Consider the following 17,412-nt stretch of genomic DNA (forward strand, 5'->3'; position numbering starts at 1 on the left):
TGCACCCTAGCTGATCGCGTTGAGGAAAACCATTGACACGTAGATTTTATACAATCTACAACGCGGCAAGGGGAAGGCAAGAATGAGTAATGAAGCTGTCGCGGCGAGAAGCCGCTCCATGGCCGTGCCGCTGGCGATCGTCGCGCTCTCCGGGCGCCTGCTCCGGGCCGAACACCGTGCGATCCAGGCGCTGATGTTCCTGCTCGCCGCGCTGATCTTGCTCAACGTGATCACGCGCTACGCCGGCCACCCGATCTACTGGATCGATGAATCCGCGGTCTACAGCGTGGTCTGGCTCACCTTCATCGGCGCGTCCGCGATGACGCGCATGCGGCTCGACTTCGCGGTGACCATGCTGACCGAACGCTTCTCGGAGCGCGGTGTCGCGATCTTTCGTATCATCGCAACGCTCGGCGTCATCCTGTTCGGCATCGCGCTCGGCGTGATGTGCTGGCTCTGGCTCGATCCGGTCGGCATCGCGGAGGCGGGTTTCGACGCCAGGGAATATGCCGGCCAGTCCTTCAACTTCATCTACACCGAGCGCACCCAGACCCTGAATTGGCCGACCTGGGTGATCTACCTGATCATGCCGCTCTTTGCGGTGTCGATGACGCTGCACGCGCTGGCGAACCTGTTCGAGGATCTCGGTCTCGTTGCCAGGCAGGAGCTGCCGGGATTTGCCGCCAATGCCGACGGGGTGGTGAACTGATGGCGATCACGATTGGAGCCTTCTTCGGCATCATGCTGGCCGGCGTGCCGATCGCGCTGTGCCTGTGCCTTGGCGCGCTGGTCTACATGGCGGCGGCCGGCAACATGCAGCTGCTGCCGAACTACCCGCTGCAGATGTTCGGCGGCGTCGACAGCTATGGGCTGATCGCCATCCCGCTCTTCATCCTGATCGGCGAGATCATGAATGGTGGCGGCATCACCCGCCGCATCGTCGACCTGGCGATGGCCTTCGTCGGCTCGCTCAAGGGCGGCCTGGCCTATGTCAACATCCTCGCCAACATGTTCGTCGCGTCGATCCTCGGCTCGGCGACGGCCCAGGTCGCGATCATGGCGCAGGTCATGGTTCCGGAGATGGAGCGCAAGGGCTACGACAAGGACTTCGCCGCCGGCCTCACCGCCTATGGCGGCATGCTCGGGCCGATCATTCCGCCCTCGGTGATGTTTGTCGTCTATGCCGTGCTGGCGCAGGTCTCGGTCAGCGACATGCTGCTGTCCGGCATCGTGCCGGGCGTGCTCCTGACCATCCTGTTCTTCCTCATCATCGCCGCCATGGGCTTCGTCTACAACTACCCGGCCGGCGACAAGCTCACCCTGCGCGAGCGGGCCAGGATCGTGCTGAAGTCGGCGCCGACGCTGCTGATCCCGATCGTCATCGTCGGCTCGATCCTCGGTGGTTTCGCCAACGCGACCGAAGCTGCGGCCGTCGGCTCGGTCGCAGCGGCGCTGATCGGCCGCTACTGGACCAAGGAACTCAAGTTCGGGCAGATGCCGCAGATGATGCTGCGCGCCGGCGTCTATTCGGCGATCGTGCTCTTCCTCGTCGCGGCCGCCGCCGTGTTCTCCTGGGTGCTGGTCTACGGCAAGGTCCCGCAGGCCGTCGCCGCCTCGATCCAGGCGATCGCCAAGGATCCGGTGACCTTCATGCTGCTGGTCAACGTCATCCTGCTGATCATCGGCACGGTGATCGACGGCATCCCCGGCCTGATCATGACGGTGCCGATCCTGCTGCCGATCGCGACCGAGGTCTACAATATCGATCCCCGCCATTTCGGCGTCGTCGTGGTGATCAACCTCGTGCTCGGCCTGCTCTCGCCGCCGGTGGGGCTGTGCTTCTTCGTCGCCGCTGCAGTGACGGGAGCAAAGCCCGGCAAGATGTTCCTGGTGACGCTGCCCTTCTTCATCATCTCCTGCGTCCTCCTGGTCCTGCTCTCGATCTACCCATGGCTGTCGCTGGTCCTGGTGAAGTGAGTTCGTCCGTCAACCAATAAGGGGAGTTCCGTCATGACCATTTCACGCCGCCATCTGATCGCTGCTGCTGCGACCCTGCCGATCGCCAAGCCGGCGCTGCTGCTCGCCCAGAGCAAGGATCTGCGCCTCGGCATCCTCACCCCGAACGGCCATCCCTGGAACGTCGCGGCCGTCAAGGTCGGCGAGCGCCTCAAGGCCGAAACCAATGGCCGGCTCAACCTGACGGTCTTCCACTCCGGCCAGCTCGGCAACGAGGCGGCGATGCTGCAGCAGATGCAGTCCGGCGCGCTCGATATGGGCTGGATCATGGCCGCCGAGCTTGGCTCGCGCGTGCCGGCGATCGGCGCGATCACCGCGCCCTACATCGTCGACTCGACCGCCAAGATCGCCAAGCTGGTGCGTGATCCCGTCGCGATGAAGCTGTTCGATGTCCTCCCGCGTGAGACCGGCTGCGTCGGCATGGCCTGGGGCATCACCGGTATGCGCGCCGTCTTCGCCGCCAAGGAGATCGACGGCATCGGCGGCATCAAGGGCATGAAGCTGCGCATCAACCCGACCCCGGTCTATCGCGACTTCTACCAGCTGCTCGGCGCCGCCCCGACGCCGATCCCGACGCCGCAGGTCTTCGACGCCATGACCAATGGCCAGGTCGACGGTCTCGAGGCCGATCTGGAGTTCTCCTGGAACCAGCGCTTCGACAAGGTCTCGAAGACCATCCTGCAGATGAACGCGATCTTCATGCCGGTGATCGCGCTCGCCTCGGGCCGTGTCTGGCAGGGCATGCCCGCCGCTGATCGCGAACTGATCCAGAAGACAGTCCGCGCCGCGCTCGACGAGCAGATCGACGCGCTTGCCGTCAACGAGCCCAAGCTGGTCGAGCAGTTCAAGGCGGCCGGCGCCAACTTCAAGCTCGCCAACCCCAAGGACGCCGAAGCGGTCGTCGCCGAGTTCGACAAGATCTGGCTGCCCAAGGCGCCGGTGCTCGCCGATCTGCGCAAGGCTGGCAAGTCGATCTCGGCCTGATCTCAGGTTACCATCATGGCTGCGGGCGATACGTCCCGCAGCCGCCTTCCTCCCGCGAGCGGAACCCTGCCATGACCAAGAACATCTTCAGCGGCACGATTCCCGCCCTGATGAGCCCCTGCACCGCCTCGGGCGACGTCGATTATGACGAGCTCGTGCGCACCGGCCGCCATTTGATCGATGCCGGCATGTCGGCCGTCGTCTATTGCGGCTCGATGGGCGACTGGCCGCTGCTCACCGACGAGCAGCGCATGGCAGGCGTCGAGGCGCTGGTGAAGGGCGGCATCCCGCTCATCGTCGGCACCGGCGCACAGAACCCCAAGCGCGCTGCCGCGCTTGCCGCCCACGCCAAGAAGGCCGGGGCGCAAGGGTTGATGGTCATCCCGCGCGTGCTCTCGCGCGGTTCCTCGCTGCAGGCCCAGCGCGCCCATTTCGAGGGCATCCTGGCGGCGGCGGTCGACCTGCCATCGGTGATCTACAACAGCCCCTATTACGGCTACGAGACCAAGGCTGATCTCTTCTTCGCGCTCAACGAACGCTATCCGCACCTCGTCGGCTTCAAGGAGTTCGGTGGCGGCGCGGCGCTGACCTATGCGGCCGAGCACATCACCAACCGCGATCCCAAGCTGACCCTGATGGTCGGCGTCGACACGCAAGTCACGCACGGCTTCATCCGCTGCGGCGCCAGGGGCGCGATCACCGGCATCGGCAACGCCTTGCCGAAGGAGGTGCTGCACCTCGTCGCGCTCTCGCAGAAGGCCGCCGCCGGCGACCCACAGGCCGAGCGCGACGCGCTCGAGCTGGAGCGGGCGCTCTATGTGCTCTCGTCCTTCGACGAGGGCGTCGACCTCGTGCTCTACTACAAGCACCTGATGGTGCTGGAGGGCCACAAGGCCTACGACCGCCACTTCAACGAGGCCGACAAGCTCTCCGACGCCCAGCGCAACTACGTCGAGAGCGAATGGCGCCGCTTCAAGAGCTGGTACGCCAAGTGGGCAGCGGAAGGCCGGGCTGCCAAGGCGGCGTGAGCGTCTCGCTTCCCTTCTCCCCTTGTGGGAGAAGGTGGCCCAAAGGGCCGGATGAGGGGTTGCTCAGGTCTTCGAGATTTCGAAAAGCGCGACGGTGAGCCGACGATCAGCGTCGCGCGACCCCTCACCCTAACCCTCTCCCGCAAGGGGAGAGGGGACAGGTCGCGCCTATTCCGGATGCCGCGCATTCCACGCCGCGGCATACTCACTGCAGAGCCGGTCGAGCTCGGCTCGGTCGGTGACACCGGCCGGCCGCGCCCGTGAGGGTGAGGCCTGCTGGAATGGCACGGAGCGCTGATGCGCCACCCGCCAGATCCGGCGCAGCTCGGCGAGCGGATCGGCATGGTCATCGACCCTGATGTCGAAACTCGGCACCGGTTCGCCCGCCCAGATCCGGATCGCGCAGGATTGCCGGCCGCGCTTGTCGCCGCCGGCCTTCTCGCCGGCTTCGAGCGCCACCAGTAGCCTTTCGTCAAAGTCGAGCCCCGAATTCTCGACATAGGCCTTCAGCGTCTCCTGGATGACCTCCGGCCCGGCCAGCATGTTTCCGGCGACCGAGATCTGCGGCCCGTTCACCGCGCCGCACCAGTCGATGCAGGCATTGCCGGTATAGGAGGCCGTGCGGCCGTCGCGGTCGATCAGGTGCAGTTGCCGGTGCGCCCGGCCCTCATCGGCGGCTGTCAGGCTGGCAATGATCTCGACCGAGGAACGCCCTTCCTGCAGCAGCTTCAGGCCATCGACGCCGTAGAGTGGATTGACGAAGGCTTGCGTCGCGATCGCGCCGACGCGGCCGCTGCCATAAGGCACGCGCGCGCCGACGGCGAAGGCACAGGTCGAGACGGCGACGCCGAAGGCGCCGGTCGCTGCATCGCGCGCGACGATGGACCAGGTCATGGGTTCGATTCCTCATCTCTGTCGAGCGCAGAATAGGCGGACGTAACCGCAAGCTGAAACCCCTCCCCCTTGTGGGGAGGGGCAGGGGTGGGGGGAGCGACCGGGTAAGTGTCTGCATGGATGGAGCACACAGAAGCCCACGGCATGGAGTGCCTGCCTTTGCGCCCCCCACCCCCAGCCCCTCCCCACAAGGGGGAGGGGAGGTCAGCGGCCGGCGGCGTAGGCCTGCATCAGACGTGGCGTCGCTGCGGCGCGCAAGAGCCCATTGGCGCTCTTCTCTGCTGCGGTCAGACGCCCGACCGTCCAGGCGGGAGCTCGCTCCAGGTCATGCCCGCGGCGCACGAGATCGGCCAGAACCGCCTCGCCGACGCTCTCCTCGACCGCGAGATGCCCCGGCCGGGCCTCGCGCGGATAGAAGGTCGAGGGGAAATGCTGGGTGTGGAACAGCGGCAGGTCGATCGCCTCCTGCAGATTGAGCCCGTGATGGACGCGGCGCAGGAACATGCCGAGCTGCCATTGCTCCTGCTGGTCGCCGCCCGGCGTGCCGAAGGCGAGGCGCGGCTCGCCGTTCTCGAAGGCGATGGTCGGCGTCAGCGTCGTGCGCGGGCGCTTGCCGGGCGCGAGCGAGGAGGGCAGGCCCTCTTCGAGGAAGAAGGCCTGGGCCCGCGAGTTCAGCGGGAAGCCGAGCTCCGGGATCACCGGCGAGGACTGCAGCCAGCCGCCCGATGGCGTCGCCGCGACCATGTTGCCCCAGCGGTCGATCACGTCGATGTGGACGGTGTCGCCGCGCTGCGAGGAGGCGACCATCGAGGCCAAAGTCGGCTCGCCGACGGTTGCGCTGGTCGCAGCGCCATGCTGGCCGGCGATCCGGATATTGGCGAGCGCCTGCGCGACTTGGGCTTCGAAGCCTGAAACCACGCCCGGGCGGATGTCCTGTGAGGCCTCGGCACCGATCAGCGCGCGCCGGCCGCGGGCATAATCCTCCGACAGCAGCGTCGCCATCGGCACCTTCACGAAATCCGGGTCGCCGTAATAGGCCTCGCGATCGGCGAAGGCGAGTTTCATGGCCTCGGCGACATGGTGGATGAACTCGGGGCTCGCCGGTCCCATGCTCGCGAGATCGAAGCCTTCAAGGATCTTCAGCGTCTGCAGGAAGACCGGGCCCTGGCCCCAGGGGCCGATCTTGAACACCTCCCAGTCGTGATAGGTCACGCTCGCCGGCGCTTCGTAATGCGGCGCCCAGCCGGCCATGTCCTGCGCGGTGAGCAGGCCCTTGTGCCGGCGCCCGGTCGAATCCATCGGCGCTTCCGTGCGGCAGAACGCGTCCATCGCCTCGGCGACGAAGCCCTTGTACCAACAGTCATAGGCAGCCTGGATCTGCTTCTGGCGATCGCCGCCGGCCGCCTCTGCCTCGGCGAGGATGCGCTTGTAGGTGTTGGCGGCGGCCGGGTTGCGGAAGAGCTCGCGGCCCTTGGGGACATTGCCGCCGGGCAGATAGACCGCGCCGGAGGTCGGCCAGTCATTGGTGAAGAGGTCGCTCAGCCCCGCGATCGTGTCGGAGACGCGCGGCAGCATCGGGTGGCCGTTCTCGAAATAGCCGATCGCGGGCTCCAGCACCTCGCGCAAGGGGAGGCGGCCATGGTCGCGCAGCATCGTCATCCAGCCGCCGAAGGCGCCGGGGATCACCGTCGAGAGCAGGCCGTCGCCGGGAATGATGTCGATGCCGAGGTCCTTGTAGGCCTTGATCGTCGCGGCCGCCGGTGCCGGCCCCTGGGCGCAGAGCACTTCGACCTTCGTCGTCTGCGCCGAATAGAACACCGCCGGCATGTCGCCAGCCGGGCCGACCAGATGCGGCTCGACCACCTGCAGCACAAAGGCCGCGGCGGCACAGGCATCGAAGGCGTTGCCGCCCTTCTCCAGCATCGCCATGCCCGACGCGGTCGCGAGCCAATGCGTCGAGGTGACGACGCCGAAGGTACCGAGGATCTCGGGACGGGTGGTGAACATGGTTGGTTCCCTAGATAGGCAGGTCAGGATTCTTTGGGGTCGAGCGCGTCGCGCAGGCCGTCGCCGAGCAGGTTGAAGCCGAGGACCGCCAGGAAGATGGCGACGCCGGGAGCGACCGACATCCACGGCGCCTGCTCCATGAAGTTCTTGGCCACGTTCAGCATCTGGCCCCAGGACGGGGAGGGCGGCTGCTGGCCGAGGCCGAGGAAGGAGAGGGCGGCTTCGAGCACGATCGCCTGCGCCATGAACAGCGTCGACTGGACGATGATCGGCGAGAGCGTGTTCGGCGCCACATGGCGAAACAGGATATAGAGGCTGCGTCCGCCAATGGAGCGGGCGCCGTCGACGAACTCCTCGTTCTTGATCGCGAGCACCTGCCCGCGTACCAGCCGGATCAGGATCGGCGCGAAGGAGAGCCCGATCGCGATCATCGCATTGGTCAGCGACGGGCCGAGCACGGCAGCGAGCGCGATCGCCAGGATCAGGAAGGGGCAGGCGAGCAGCGCTTCCGTGACGCGCGAGATCACCGCGTCGATCCAGCCGCCATACCAGCCGGCGATCAGGCCGATCGGCACGCCGACCCCCAGCGCGATCGCGACCGAGATGATGCCGGCAAGTAGCGAGGCCTGGGCGCCGAAGATCAGCCGCGAGACCTGGTCGCGACCGAGCTCGTCGGTGCCGAACCAGTAGAGCTCGGAGGGCGGCTTGCGGATGGCGAGGAAGTTCGACTTCAGCGGGTCGGCGAGCGGCAGCAGCGGCGCGAGCAGCGCCATCGCGACGAAGACGAGTACGATCAAGCCGCCGATCCGGGCCGAGCGGCTGCGCATCAGCTTGCGGAGGGAGCCGCGGCCCTGAAAGGTCGCCCCGGTGGCGCGGACGGTCATGGCGCCCATCAGCTGTCCCTCAGGCGCGGATTGACGAGGATGTAAAGGACATCCGCGAGGAGGTTCATGATGATGAAGCCGATCGCCGTGCAGAGGACTACGCCCTGGACGACGCCGTAGTCGCGGTTGAAGACCGCATCGACGATCAGCTTGCCGAAGCCGGGGATGGTGAAGACCTGCTCGGTCAAGACCGCGCCAGCGAGTAATTCGCCGAACAGGATCGTCGACAAAGTGATGATCGGCACCAGTGCGTTGCGCAGCGCGTGCCGGTTGATCACCGCATCCTCGGCCAGCCCCTTGGCGCGCGCCGTCCGGACATAGTCGGACTGCAGCACTTCGAGCATGGCCGAGCGGGTATGGCGCATCAGCGAGGCTGCGAGCCCGCCACCGAGCACGAAAGCCGGCATGATCAGGCGCTCGATCGCGGCGCGAGGGTCGCTGAAGATCGATTCAAAGCCCGAGGCCGGCAACCAGCGCAACTCGACCGAAACCAGGAGGATCAGCATGATCCCGAGCCAGAAATGCGGGACCGAGAGGCCGAACAATGCGACCGCGCTCGCCGAATAGTCGGCGACGGTATCCTTGCGCCTGGCAGCGATGATGCCAGCGGGGATGCCGATGCCGACGGCGATGAGCATCGAGGCGACCGCGAGCTGGAAGGTGACGCCGAGCTTCTGCACGATCAGCCCGAGCACCGGCTCGCCGGTGCGCAGCGAGCGGCCGAAATCGCCCTGGATCACCTGGCCGAGCCAGGCGAAGAACTGCACCACGATCGGATCATCCATCCGGTAGATCTGGCGCAAGCGCGCGATCACCTCAGGGTCGCGCTCCTCGCCGGCAATGACGAGGAACGGATCGCCCGGCAGCGCCCGCTGCAGGGCGAAGACGAACAGCGACACCAGGAACAGCGTCGGGATCGCGATCAGGAGCCGCCGGCCGATCAGCGCGAGCATGAGACGGCTCGCCGGGGTTCCCCTCTCCCTCGTGGGGAGGGGGTTAGGGGTGGGGGGCGGAAAGTCAGAGCAAGCGACAATGGTGTGACGTGACATGGCCGATGCTGGGCAGCTTGTCCTGGTCTCGCTCACCAGGCGGGACGCCCCCATCCCTCTCCCTTCCCCACAAGGGGGAAGGGAAGCGCCTCGATCATTAGCCGTAGCGATGTCACGACCGCTTCAGCCCCGACAACCTGATCATCCCGTCGGGATTGATCACGAAGCCCTGGAGGTTGGAGCGCAGCGCGAAGAAGACGGTCTGGTTGTAGAGATAGACGATCGGCAGCTCGTCCTGGAGGATCTTCTGGGCCGCGTCGTAGCGCTTCTTGCGCTCGGCGACGTCGTAGATCGTGCGGGCTTCGTCGAGCAGCTTGTCGACCTCGGTGTTGGAATACTTGCCGTCGTTCTGGTTGCCCTTGCTGGTGACGAACTGATGGATGTTGCCGTCCGGGTCGATGCGACCGGACCAGCCGATCCTGCTCATCTGGAACTTGCCCTGCTGCTGGTCGCGCAATTGGCTGGCGAACTCGGTCGAGCGGATCTGGACGTCGATGCCGACCTCCTGCGCCATCGCCTGGATGACCTGGCCGAGCTGGGCGTCGACGGGGTTGTTGGTGACGAAGAGATCGACGCTGACCTTGGCGACCCCGGCCTCCTTCAGCAGCGCCTTGGCCTTGGCGACGTCGCGCGCCGGCACCGGGAAGGCGGCAGAGAGATACTGGTTGCCGGGATTGAAGGGCTGGATCATCGGCTCATAGAGCCCTTCGAACACGACCTGGCTCAGCACCTTGCGGTCGATGGCGAGCGACAGCGCCTGGCGCACCCGCTTGTCCTTGCCCATCGGCTGGTTGGCGGCCTCGCCATGGCCGGTGTTGATGGTGATGCCCTGGTAGCCGAGATTGGCGGTGCTCTCGATCTTGAGGCTCTTGTCGGCCTTGGCCGACTTCACATCGGTCGGCGCCAGCCGCTCCAGCATGTCGAGCTCGCCGGCGCGCAGGTTGGCGAGGCGGACGGTGGTGTCGGGAATGGCGCGGTAGACGATGCGGTCGAACTGGTACTTGTCCGCCTCCCAGTGCCCCTTGAACTTATCCAGCACGATCCGGTCGTTCTGGACGCGCTCGACGAATTGGTAGGGGCCGGAGCAGATCGGCTTGGCGGTGATGTCGGGGCCGAGGCTCTTCGGTGACAGCATCATGCCGGCGCGGTCGGTGAGCTGCGCGAGTAATGTCGCATCGGGGCGTTTCAGCTTGAAGACCAGCGTCGCCGGATCGGGGGCGCTGACGCTCTCGACCGAGGCGAGCTCCGATTTGCGCAGCGAATCCGGCAGTGTCATCGCCCGCTCGATGTTGGCCTTGGCCGCTTCGGCATTGAATGTCTCGCCGTCATGGAACTTGGCGTCGGTCCGCAGCTTCATCGTCAGCGTCAGCCCGTCGCCTGAGAACGACCATTGCGTCGCGAGCCGCGGGGTGATCTTCAGCTCCGGGTCGATGTCGACGAGCCGGTCGCACAGGCCCATGAAGACGATGCGGCCGACGAAGGTGCGCGCCTTATGCGGGTCGAGCATGTCGGGATCTTCCTGGAGCCCGATGCGCAATGTCGATGGCGATTGGGCTTGGGCTGGAAGAGCGGCGGCGAGGCTGAGCAAGGCTGCCGACGCCAGCAGAACGATGCGTTTCATGGCTGTTCCCCTTGTTGTTGCTTTGCTTTGATGTCGGCCCGGTGACCGGTGCGCCATCGCTCTTCGGCGATTCTGGCAGCCCCGCGGGTCATTCTAAGTTGGTCCCATTCGGTACCAAGCTGGCGCATTTTTCGGTGATCGTCGATAGGCTCGGCTTGCTCCTGCCGAGCGTTACCGTGAACATTCCACGCCAACGCGGTTGGTGCAATGGATACAGTATGACGAATGCCAGTCGCCAACGCCTGCATGGCGGCAAGGTGGTCAAAGGCTGTCGCCGCCCGCATTAATTCTGGTATGCAAGATTTTGGCTGGCTGCCGCAAATGAATGGCGGCGCGGCACAGGAAAGGTCTGATGATGCTGCTGGGTGTGATTGCCGACGACATGACGGGCGCGACCGATGTCGCCCTGATGCTGAACCGCGCCGGGATGCGCACGGTCCAGGTCATCGGCGCGCCTGCTGCCGGCGCAAAATTGCCCGAGGCCGATGCCGTTGTCGCCGCACTGAAGTCGCGCACCAATCCTGTCGCCGAGGCCGTGGCGGATTCGCTCGCCGCCTGCGAGGCGCTATTGGCGGCTGGCGCGCGGCAGATCCTGTTCAAATACTGCTCGACCTTCGACTCGACGGCGCAGGGCAATATCGGCCCGGTAGCGGATGCGTTGATGCAGCGCCTCGGCGCTCATCAGGCCATCGTCTGTCCGGCCTTCCCGGCCAATGGCCGCTCAATCTTCCAGGGCTATCTCTTCGTCGGCGAGGTGCCACTGCACGAAAGCTCGATGAAGGACCACCCGCTGACGCCGATGCGGGATTCCAACCTGATGCGGCTGATGGCTGCGCAGACCGGTCACAAGGTCGGGCTCGCCTCCTATGCCGCCGTCAACCAGGGCGCTGCCGCGGCGCGCAAGCGCCTGGCCGAGCTGGCGGCGGACGGCGTGCGCTACGTCGTCACCGACGCGCTCGACAACGGCCATCTGATGGTGCTCGGCGAGGCCATCTCGGACCATGTCTTGCTGACCGGCGGCTCCGGCATCGCGATGGGCCTGCCCGAGAACTTCCGCAAGGCGGGGCTTCTGCCCTGGCGCGAGACGGCGACGCATCTCTCGGCTCCGGCCGGCCGTGCCGGCATCATCTCGGGCAGTTGCTCGACCGCGACGCGCGGGCAGATCAAGGCGGCCTTGGCGGCCGGCATCCCGGCGCTGAAGGTCGATCCGCTGGCGCTGGCCGACGGCAGCCAGACCGCAAAGGACCTGGCGGATTGGGCCTTGGCGCAGCCGGCCGACAAGCCCTTCATCGTCTACTCCAGCGATGACCCGGCCGAGGTCGCAGCGGTGCAGGACGAGCTCGGCCGCGACAAAGCCGGCGAGACGGTCGAGCATGCTTTCGCGGAAGTCGCACGCCTTCTGAACGCCGGCGGCGTCACCCGGCTGCTGGTGGCCGGCGGCGAGACCTCCGGCGCCGTCGTGCAGGGCCTTGCCATCCGCACGCTGGAGATCGGCCCGGAGATCGATCCCGGCGTGCCCTGGACCCGCGTCGTCGACGGGCCGGACATGGTGGTGGCGTTGAAGTCGGGGAATTTCGGCGCGCCCGATTTCTTCCTCAAGGCCTGGGACCTGCTGAAGTAGCGCGATCGTGTCGCGGCGCCGCGCGTTTGCACTGCGGTAAACTCGTATAGGATGGCTCTTGTGGGCGCGAATTCTCGTCGCTCAGCCGAAACCGGCTGAGCGGAAAGCGCGCTGACAGCAGGCCTTTGGGGGAGCAGATGGCGTTTCTTGGCGATCTCCTGACCAGCGTTGCCGATCGCGGCCGGGCGCTGATCGGTTTCGAGCGCTTCGCACCAAACCGCCGCCGGCCGCTCGACAAGCTCTGCGAGGATCTGCTCTCGGGGCGCGGCGAGGCGTCCGGCATGGCGCTGGCGCAGGCCGTACTCGACGAATGGGAGCGGCTCGACGAGGCCGGCCGACTCGCCTTCTTCCGTCTGCTGCAGGAGCGTTTCGGACCGGATCGCGAGCGGCTCGACGCCGCGCTGGAGCGCTATCGCGAGACGCCCGATGTCGAGGCGATCGGCCAGCTTCATCTCGCGTCCGAGCCGCGCCGGCAGGAACTCTTCCGGCGGCTCAATCTCGCGCCTGGCGGCACGCATGTGCTGGTGCGCATGCGCGAGAGCATGTTCGAGGCAATGAAGCAGGAGCCGGAGCTATCGGTAGTCGATGCCGATTTCCGGCACCTTTTCGCCTCCTGGTTCAACCGCGGCTTTCTGGTGCTGCGTCGCATCGACTGGACCACGCCGGCCAATGTGCTGGAGAAGATCATCCGCTACGAGGCGGTTCACGCCATCAAGGACTGGGACGACCTGCGCCGCAGGCTCGAGCCGGCCGACCGGCGTTGCTTCGCCTTCTTTCATCCGCAGCTTGTCGACGAGCCGCTGATCTTCGTCGAGGTGGCGCTGACCCGCGAGAGCCCGAGCCGGATCGTCGACGTGCTGAGCGAGGAACGCGAGGTGCTGCCGGCCTCCTCCGCCACAACGGCGGTGTTCTATTCGATCTCCAACTGCCAGGAGGGCCTGCGTGGCATCTCCTTCGGCAATTTCCTGATCAAGCAGGTCGCCGAGGACCTGAAGCGGGAGCTGCGGGGGCTCGACCTCTTCGTCACGCTCTCGCCGGTACCGGGCTTCGCCCGCTGGCTCGCGCCAGCACTGGCGGAGCCGGCGGAGCTCGGCCTGACCAACGAGGAAGCTACGCTGCTGATGCAGGCGCCGGCCGAAGTCGCAGCGCTGGATGAAGTGACCTGCGCCCGCCGCGACAAGCTGCTCGGCCAGATGCTGGCGCAGTACATGCTGCGGGCGCGGAGCTCGTCGGGACGCGTGATCGACCCTGTCGCCCGCTTCCATCTCGGCAATGGCGCGCGGCTGGAGCGCATCAATGTCGGCGGCAATCTCGCCGAGCGGGGCTTGCGCGAGTCGCATGGCGTGATGGTCAACTACCGCTACGATCTTGATGACATCGAGGCCAATCATGAGGCCTTCGCCAGCCGCAATACGGTCGTCGCTTCGTCCTCGGTGAAGAAGCAGCTGCGGCCGGCCAAGCACTGAACAACACACAACGGAAACGCCTGAAAGGACCCGAAATCATGGGCAATCATCTGTTCGACCTGATCAAGGCCCGCATGCCGGCGCCTGACGCGCCCTTCGCGTTCCTCGATGACGGCCGGACCTATTCCTATGCCGACATGGTCGCGGTCTCCGCCCGCTTCGCCAACGCACTGGTGGCGCTCGGCGTCAAGCCGGGCGACCGCGTCGCCGTCCAGGTCGAGAAAAGCATCGAGGCGCTGATGCTCTATCTCGGCACGGTCCGCGCCGGGGCGATCTTCCTGCCGCTCAACACCGCCTACACTCCGGCCGAGATCGAATATTTCCTCGGCGATGCCGAGCCGGCCGTCTTCGTCTGCGATCCCGCCAAGGCCGAGGCGCTGAAGCCCTTCGCAGGGAAGGCTGGCGCTAAGCTCGAGACCCTCGGCGTCGGCGCCGGCAGCCTGCTCGACAAGGCCAATACCGCCTCGGCCAAGTTCGCCGATGTCACGCGCGGCGCGGATGATCTCGCCGCCATCCTCTACACCTCCGGCACGACCGGGCGCTCCAAGGGCGCCATGCTCAGCCATGACAACCTCGCCTCGAACGCGCTGGCGCTGGTCGATTACTGGCGCTTCGGCAAGAGCGACGTGCTGCTGCACGCGCTGCCGATCTTCCATACCCACGGCCTCTTCGTCGCGACCAATGTGATCCTGTTTGCCGGCGCCGCGATGATCCTGCTGCCCAAGTTCGATCCGGAACAGGTCTTCAGACACCTGCCCAAGGCGACGAGCATGATGGGCGTGCCGACCTTCTATGTCCGTCTGCTTCAGGACCAGCGCCTGTCGAAGGAGGCGATGAAGCATATGCGCCTCTTCGTCTCCGGCTCGGCGCCGCTGCTGGCCGAGACGCATCGCGAATGGCGCGAGCGCACTGGCCACGCCATCCTCGAGCGCTACGGCATGACCGAGACCAACATGAACACCTCCAACCCCTATGACGGGGACCGGGTGGCGGGCACGGTCGGTTTCCCGCTGCCGGGCGTCTCGGCGCGCGTCACCGATCCTGAGAGCGGCAAGGAGCTCGCTCGCGACGAGATCGGCATGATCGAGGTCAAGGGCCCGAACGTCTTCAAGGGCTACTGGCGCAACCCGGAGAAGACGGCGGCCGAGTTCCGGGGCGACGGCTTCTTTATCACCGGCGATCTCGGCAAGATCGACCCGGCCGGCTACGTCCACATCGTCGGGCGCGGCAAGGACCTGATCATCACCGGCGGCTACAACGTCTATCCCAAGGAAGTTGAGGCCGAGATCGACGAGATGCCCGGCGTGATCGAGAGCGCCGTGATCGGTTGCCCGCATCCCGATTTCGGCGAGGGCGTCACCGCCGTGGTGGTAGCGAAGGCTGGCGCCGATATCTCCGCTGCCGGTATCGCCAAGGCGCTGGAGCAGCGCCTTGCCAAGTTCAAATTGCCCAAGCAGGTCTTCATCGTTGCCGACCTGCCCCGCAACACCATGGGTAAGGTCCAGAAGAACCTGCTGCGCGAGCAGTACAAGGACATCTACGCCAAGCAGCTCAAGGCGGGGGAGTAGAAGCGAATTCCGTCATTGCGAGGAGCGCAGCGACGAAGCAATCCAGAGACGGCAGAGCTTTACGTCTCCCTGGATTGCTTCGCTTCGCTCGCAATGACAGAATCGTTCCGCTTTAGGCGTGCACCGGCGCCTTCAGCGCGACAGTCTCGCCATCGGCCGGGATCAGGAGCCGGTCGGAGCCGATGCCGCGGGCCTCGGCCGCCTCGCGCAGCGCCTGTCGGCTGATGCTGGCATGGTCGAGCGCTTCCATATGGACGGCGACGATCACCGCCTGCGGCGCCTGCTCGGCGAGGTCGAGCGTCTGCTGCGCATCCATCACGATCAGCGTGCCGTCCCAGAGCGCGCCGCAGGAATGGGTGACGATCACGTCGGGCTCGGCCTTGGCCACGGCCTCCTGCAATGGCGGGTAGAGCACGCTGTCGCCGCACCAGTAGACGCATGGCTCGCCCGGCGCTTCCAGCGTCAGGCCCATCACCTTCCCCATGATCTCGACGACCGGCCCGGTGCCATGCTGCGCCGGCTGCGGCTTGACCACGATCGGGCCGATGCGGACGAAATGGTCGAGAGGTTCGACATTGGTGAAGCCCGCCGCCCGGATCGCCTCCTCATTGCCGGGCTGGCAGATCAGCGGGATGTCCTTGGGGATCCGCGCCTTGGCGACCTCGTCGAAATGATCGGCATGCAGATGCGAGACGATGACATGATCGACGCTGGCGAGGATCTCTTCGATCGGCTCGGGCAGGTCGACCATCGGGTTCTGCGACTTGCCGGCGATCGAGCGGCGGCTGAGCTTCTCGCCGAAATCGGGATCGATCAGCAAGGTCTTGCCGGCATAGCTCAGCTTGAGCAGGGCGTTGCGCAGGAGTTTGAGCTGCATGGCGGCTCCGCAGAAGGAGGGATCGGTTCGCCCGATCCTTCCTGCATGCGGCCGCCGCGACCAGTTCGAATTTGTGAAGCAAACTGCATCGCGGCGTTAGGCTTCGTCTAATTTCACCCTCAGCCCTCATCCTGAGGAGCGGGCGAAGCCCGCGTCTCGAAGGATGCTTCAGGAGGTTCGGGAGATACTTGGAGCATCCTTCGAGACGGCCCTTTGGGCCTCCTCAGGATGAGGGCTGAAGGAGCGTGAGGCCCACCGCTCAGGCCGCGAACTGGCCGTAGGGCACGCTGTTGCGGGCTGCCCTGAGGGCGCTCGCCCACCAGTGCAACTGGCCGAGCATGGTCGCCATCGCCCGTTCGGCGCGGTCGGCATCTCGCAAGCGGCCGCTGTCATCGAACTGGTCCCAGGCATTGGCGAAGCAGACCCCGTCACGGATCGTCGCAGCGTGCAGTTCGGCGAAGACGAGTCGCAATTGCTCGACCGCGCGTAACCCGCCGGAGACCCCGCCATAGGAGACGAAGGCGATCGGCTTGCCGCGCCATTGTGCGCCGGTTCCGTCGATCAGCGCCTTCAGTGGGGCGGGGAAGCTGCGATTGTATTCGGGCGTGACCACGATGAAGGCGTCGGCCCGGCCGAGCCGCTCTGTCTGCTCGGCGAGGTCATGGGCGCCGGGGTCGACACTCTCGACCGAGAAGGGGCCGTCGCCCTCGATCTGCGCGATCGTCCAGCCGGCGACCTTCGTGCAGAGACGCCCCTGGCGCGTGCTGCCATAGATCACGGCGACCTTGATCTGGGGGATGAGCGGGCGATGCATGGGAAGGGCTCCGGAGGGCTGGCGGTGCAGCGGAGCGATCTCTATAAGACCTCAAGTAAGGTTAAGGTCAAGCGCCATGAAGCATCCAACCCGCAACCCCTTCGCCGACGATCTCAGCGTCGGCCAGGTGGCGAGCCGCAGCGGGATCGCGGTCTCCGCATTGCACTTCTACGAGGCGGAGGGGTTGATCCGCAGCCGCCGCAACGCCGGCAACCAGCGCCGCTACCCGCGCGAGGTGCTGCGCCGCGTCGCCATCATCAAGGTGGCGCAGCGCACCGGTATTCCGCTGAAGACCATCCGTGAGGCCTTCAAGGCGCTGCCGCAGGAGCGCACGCCGACGGCGGAAGACTGGACCCGGCTCTCCGCCGCCTGGAAAGAGGAGCTGGAGCACCGCATCGACCGACTGACTCGCTTGCGCGACCATCTCAATGACTGCATCGGCTGCGGCTGCCTCTCGGTGAAGAGCTGCCCGCTGCACAATCCCTGGGACGAGCTCGGCAAGCAGGGGGCGGGGCCGAGGTTGTTGGATCCGGATTGACGCCCGGGGCGTCATTCTCGGGCGGAGCGCAGCGCAGACCCGAGA

Annotated in this window: 15 protein-coding genes; 8 read left to right on the plus strand and 7 right to left on the minus strand. The window is 66.2% G+C overall.

Annotation, left to right across the window (positions count from 1 at the left end; genetic code table 11):
* Positions 1-82: 82 nt before the first annotated feature.
* The 4 genes from QO058_RS24785 (at position 83) to QO058_RS24800 (ending at position 4,028) form a co-directional block, all read left to right on the plus strand.
* A complete protein-coding gene (locus QO058_RS24785; RefSeq protein ID WP_284168873.1) occupies positions 83-709 on the plus strand; it encodes a TRAP transporter small permease in 627 nt (208 codons plus the stop codon).
* Positions 709-1,977: a TRAP transporter large permease gene (locus tag QO058_RS24790; RefSeq protein WP_284168874.1), complete on the plus strand. Its 1,269-nt coding sequence runs from the start codon at positions 709-711 to the stop codon at positions 1,975-1,977. The genes QO058_RS24785 and QO058_RS24790 overlap by 1 nt, the downstream gene beginning before the upstream one ends.
* A 33-nt stretch (positions 1,978-2,010) precedes the next feature.
* Positions 2,011-3,000: a TRAP transporter substrate-binding protein gene (locus tag QO058_RS24795; protein ID WP_284168875.1), complete on the plus strand. Its 990-nt coding sequence runs from the start codon at positions 2,011-2,013 to the stop codon at positions 2,998-3,000.
* Between the two features lie 71 nt (positions 3,001-3,071).
* Entirely contained in the window at positions 3,072-4,028 is a 957-nt protein-coding gene (locus QO058_RS24800; RefSeq protein WP_284168876.1) for a dihydrodipicolinate synthase family protein, read from the plus strand.
* Positions 4,029-4,196: 168 nt separating this feature from the next.
* Here QO058_RS24800 and QO058_RS24805 read toward each other — a convergent pair whose 3' ends face one another.
* The 5 genes from QO058_RS24805 to QO058_RS24825 all read right to left on the minus strand — a co-directional run bounded on the left by QO058_RS24805 (position 4,197) and on the right by QO058_RS24825 (position 10,483).
* Positions 4,197-4,922 carry a DUF1028 domain-containing protein gene (locus QO058_RS24805; protein WP_284168877.1) on the minus strand — a complete coding sequence of 242 codons (726 nt, stop codon included), beginning with the start codon at positions 4,920-4,922 and terminating at the stop codon, positions 4,197-4,199.
* Positions 4,923-5,126: 204 nt separating this feature from the next.
* Entirely contained in the window at positions 5,127-6,929 is a 1,803-nt protein-coding gene (locus QO058_RS24810) for a gamma-glutamyltransferase family protein (RefSeq protein ID WP_284168878.1), read from the minus strand.
* A gap of 23 nt (positions 6,930-6,952) precedes the next feature.
* A complete protein-coding gene (locus QO058_RS24815; protein WP_284168879.1) occupies positions 6,953-7,822 on the minus strand; it encodes an ABC transporter permease in 870 nt (289 codons plus the stop codon).
* A complete protein-coding gene (locus tag QO058_RS24820; protein ID WP_284168880.1) occupies positions 7,822-8,766 on the minus strand; it encodes an ABC transporter permease in 945 nt (314 codons plus the stop codon). Before QO058_RS24820 ends, QO058_RS24815 begins: the two co-directional genes overlap by 1 nt.
* Before the next feature lie 208 nt (positions 8,767-8,974).
* A complete protein-coding gene (locus QO058_RS24825) occupies positions 8,975-10,483 on the minus strand; it encodes an ABC transporter substrate-binding protein (protein WP_284168881.1) in 1,509 nt (502 codons plus the stop codon).
* 352 nt (positions 10,484-10,835) lie between these two features.
* Between QO058_RS24825 and otnK the strand changes: the two genes are divergently transcribed.
* The 3 genes from otnK to QO058_RS24840 all read left to right on the plus strand — a co-directional run bounded on the left by otnK (position 10,836) and on the right by QO058_RS24840 (position 15,138).
* Positions 10,836-12,104: a 3-oxo-tetronate kinase gene (gene otnK / locus QO058_RS24830; protein WP_347975512.1), complete on the plus strand. Its 1,269-nt coding sequence runs from the start codon at positions 10,836-10,838 to the stop codon at positions 12,102-12,104.
* Positions 12,105-12,241: 137 nt separating this feature from the next.
* A complete protein-coding gene (locus tag QO058_RS24835) occupies positions 12,242-13,570 on the plus strand; it encodes a malonyl-CoA decarboxylase (RefSeq protein WP_284168882.1) in 1,329 nt (442 codons plus the stop codon).
* A gap of 38 nt (positions 13,571-13,608) precedes the next feature.
* Entirely contained in the window at positions 13,609-15,138 is a 1,530-nt protein-coding gene (locus tag QO058_RS24840) for a malonate--CoA ligase (protein ID WP_284168883.1), read from the plus strand.
* A gap of 112 nt (positions 15,139-15,250) precedes the next feature.
* Here QO058_RS24840 and QO058_RS24845 read toward each other — a convergent pair whose 3' ends face one another.
* Together QO058_RS24845 and QO058_RS24850 are read right to left on the minus strand one after the other, a co-directional pair.
* The gene (locus tag QO058_RS24845; RefSeq protein WP_284168884.1) at positions 15,251-16,015 is read right to left on the minus strand and encodes an MBL fold metallo-hydrolase; all 765 of its coding nucleotides are present in this window, start codon (positions 16,013-16,015) and stop codon (positions 15,251-15,253) included.
* Positions 16,016-16,274: 259 nt separating this feature from the next.
* A complete protein-coding gene (locus tag QO058_RS24850; RefSeq protein WP_284168885.1) occupies positions 16,275-16,829 on the minus strand; it encodes an NADPH-dependent FMN reductase in 555 nt (184 codons plus the stop codon).
* Between the two features lie 76 nt (positions 16,830-16,905).
* On the opposite strand from QO058_RS24850, the gene soxR reads away from it, so the two are divergent.
* Positions 16,906-17,367, plus strand: a complete 462-nt coding sequence (gene soxR / locus QO058_RS24855; protein ID WP_284168886.1) for a redox-sensitive transcriptional activator SoxR — start codon at positions 16,906-16,908, stop codon at positions 17,365-17,367.
* Positions 17,368-17,412 lie beyond the last annotated feature (45 nt).

This window comes from Bosea vestrisii (genome assembly GCF_030144325.1).
Taxonomy (GTDB): Bacteria; Pseudomonadota; Alphaproteobacteria; order Rhizobiales; family Beijerinckiaceae; genus Allobosea; species Allobosea vestrisii_A.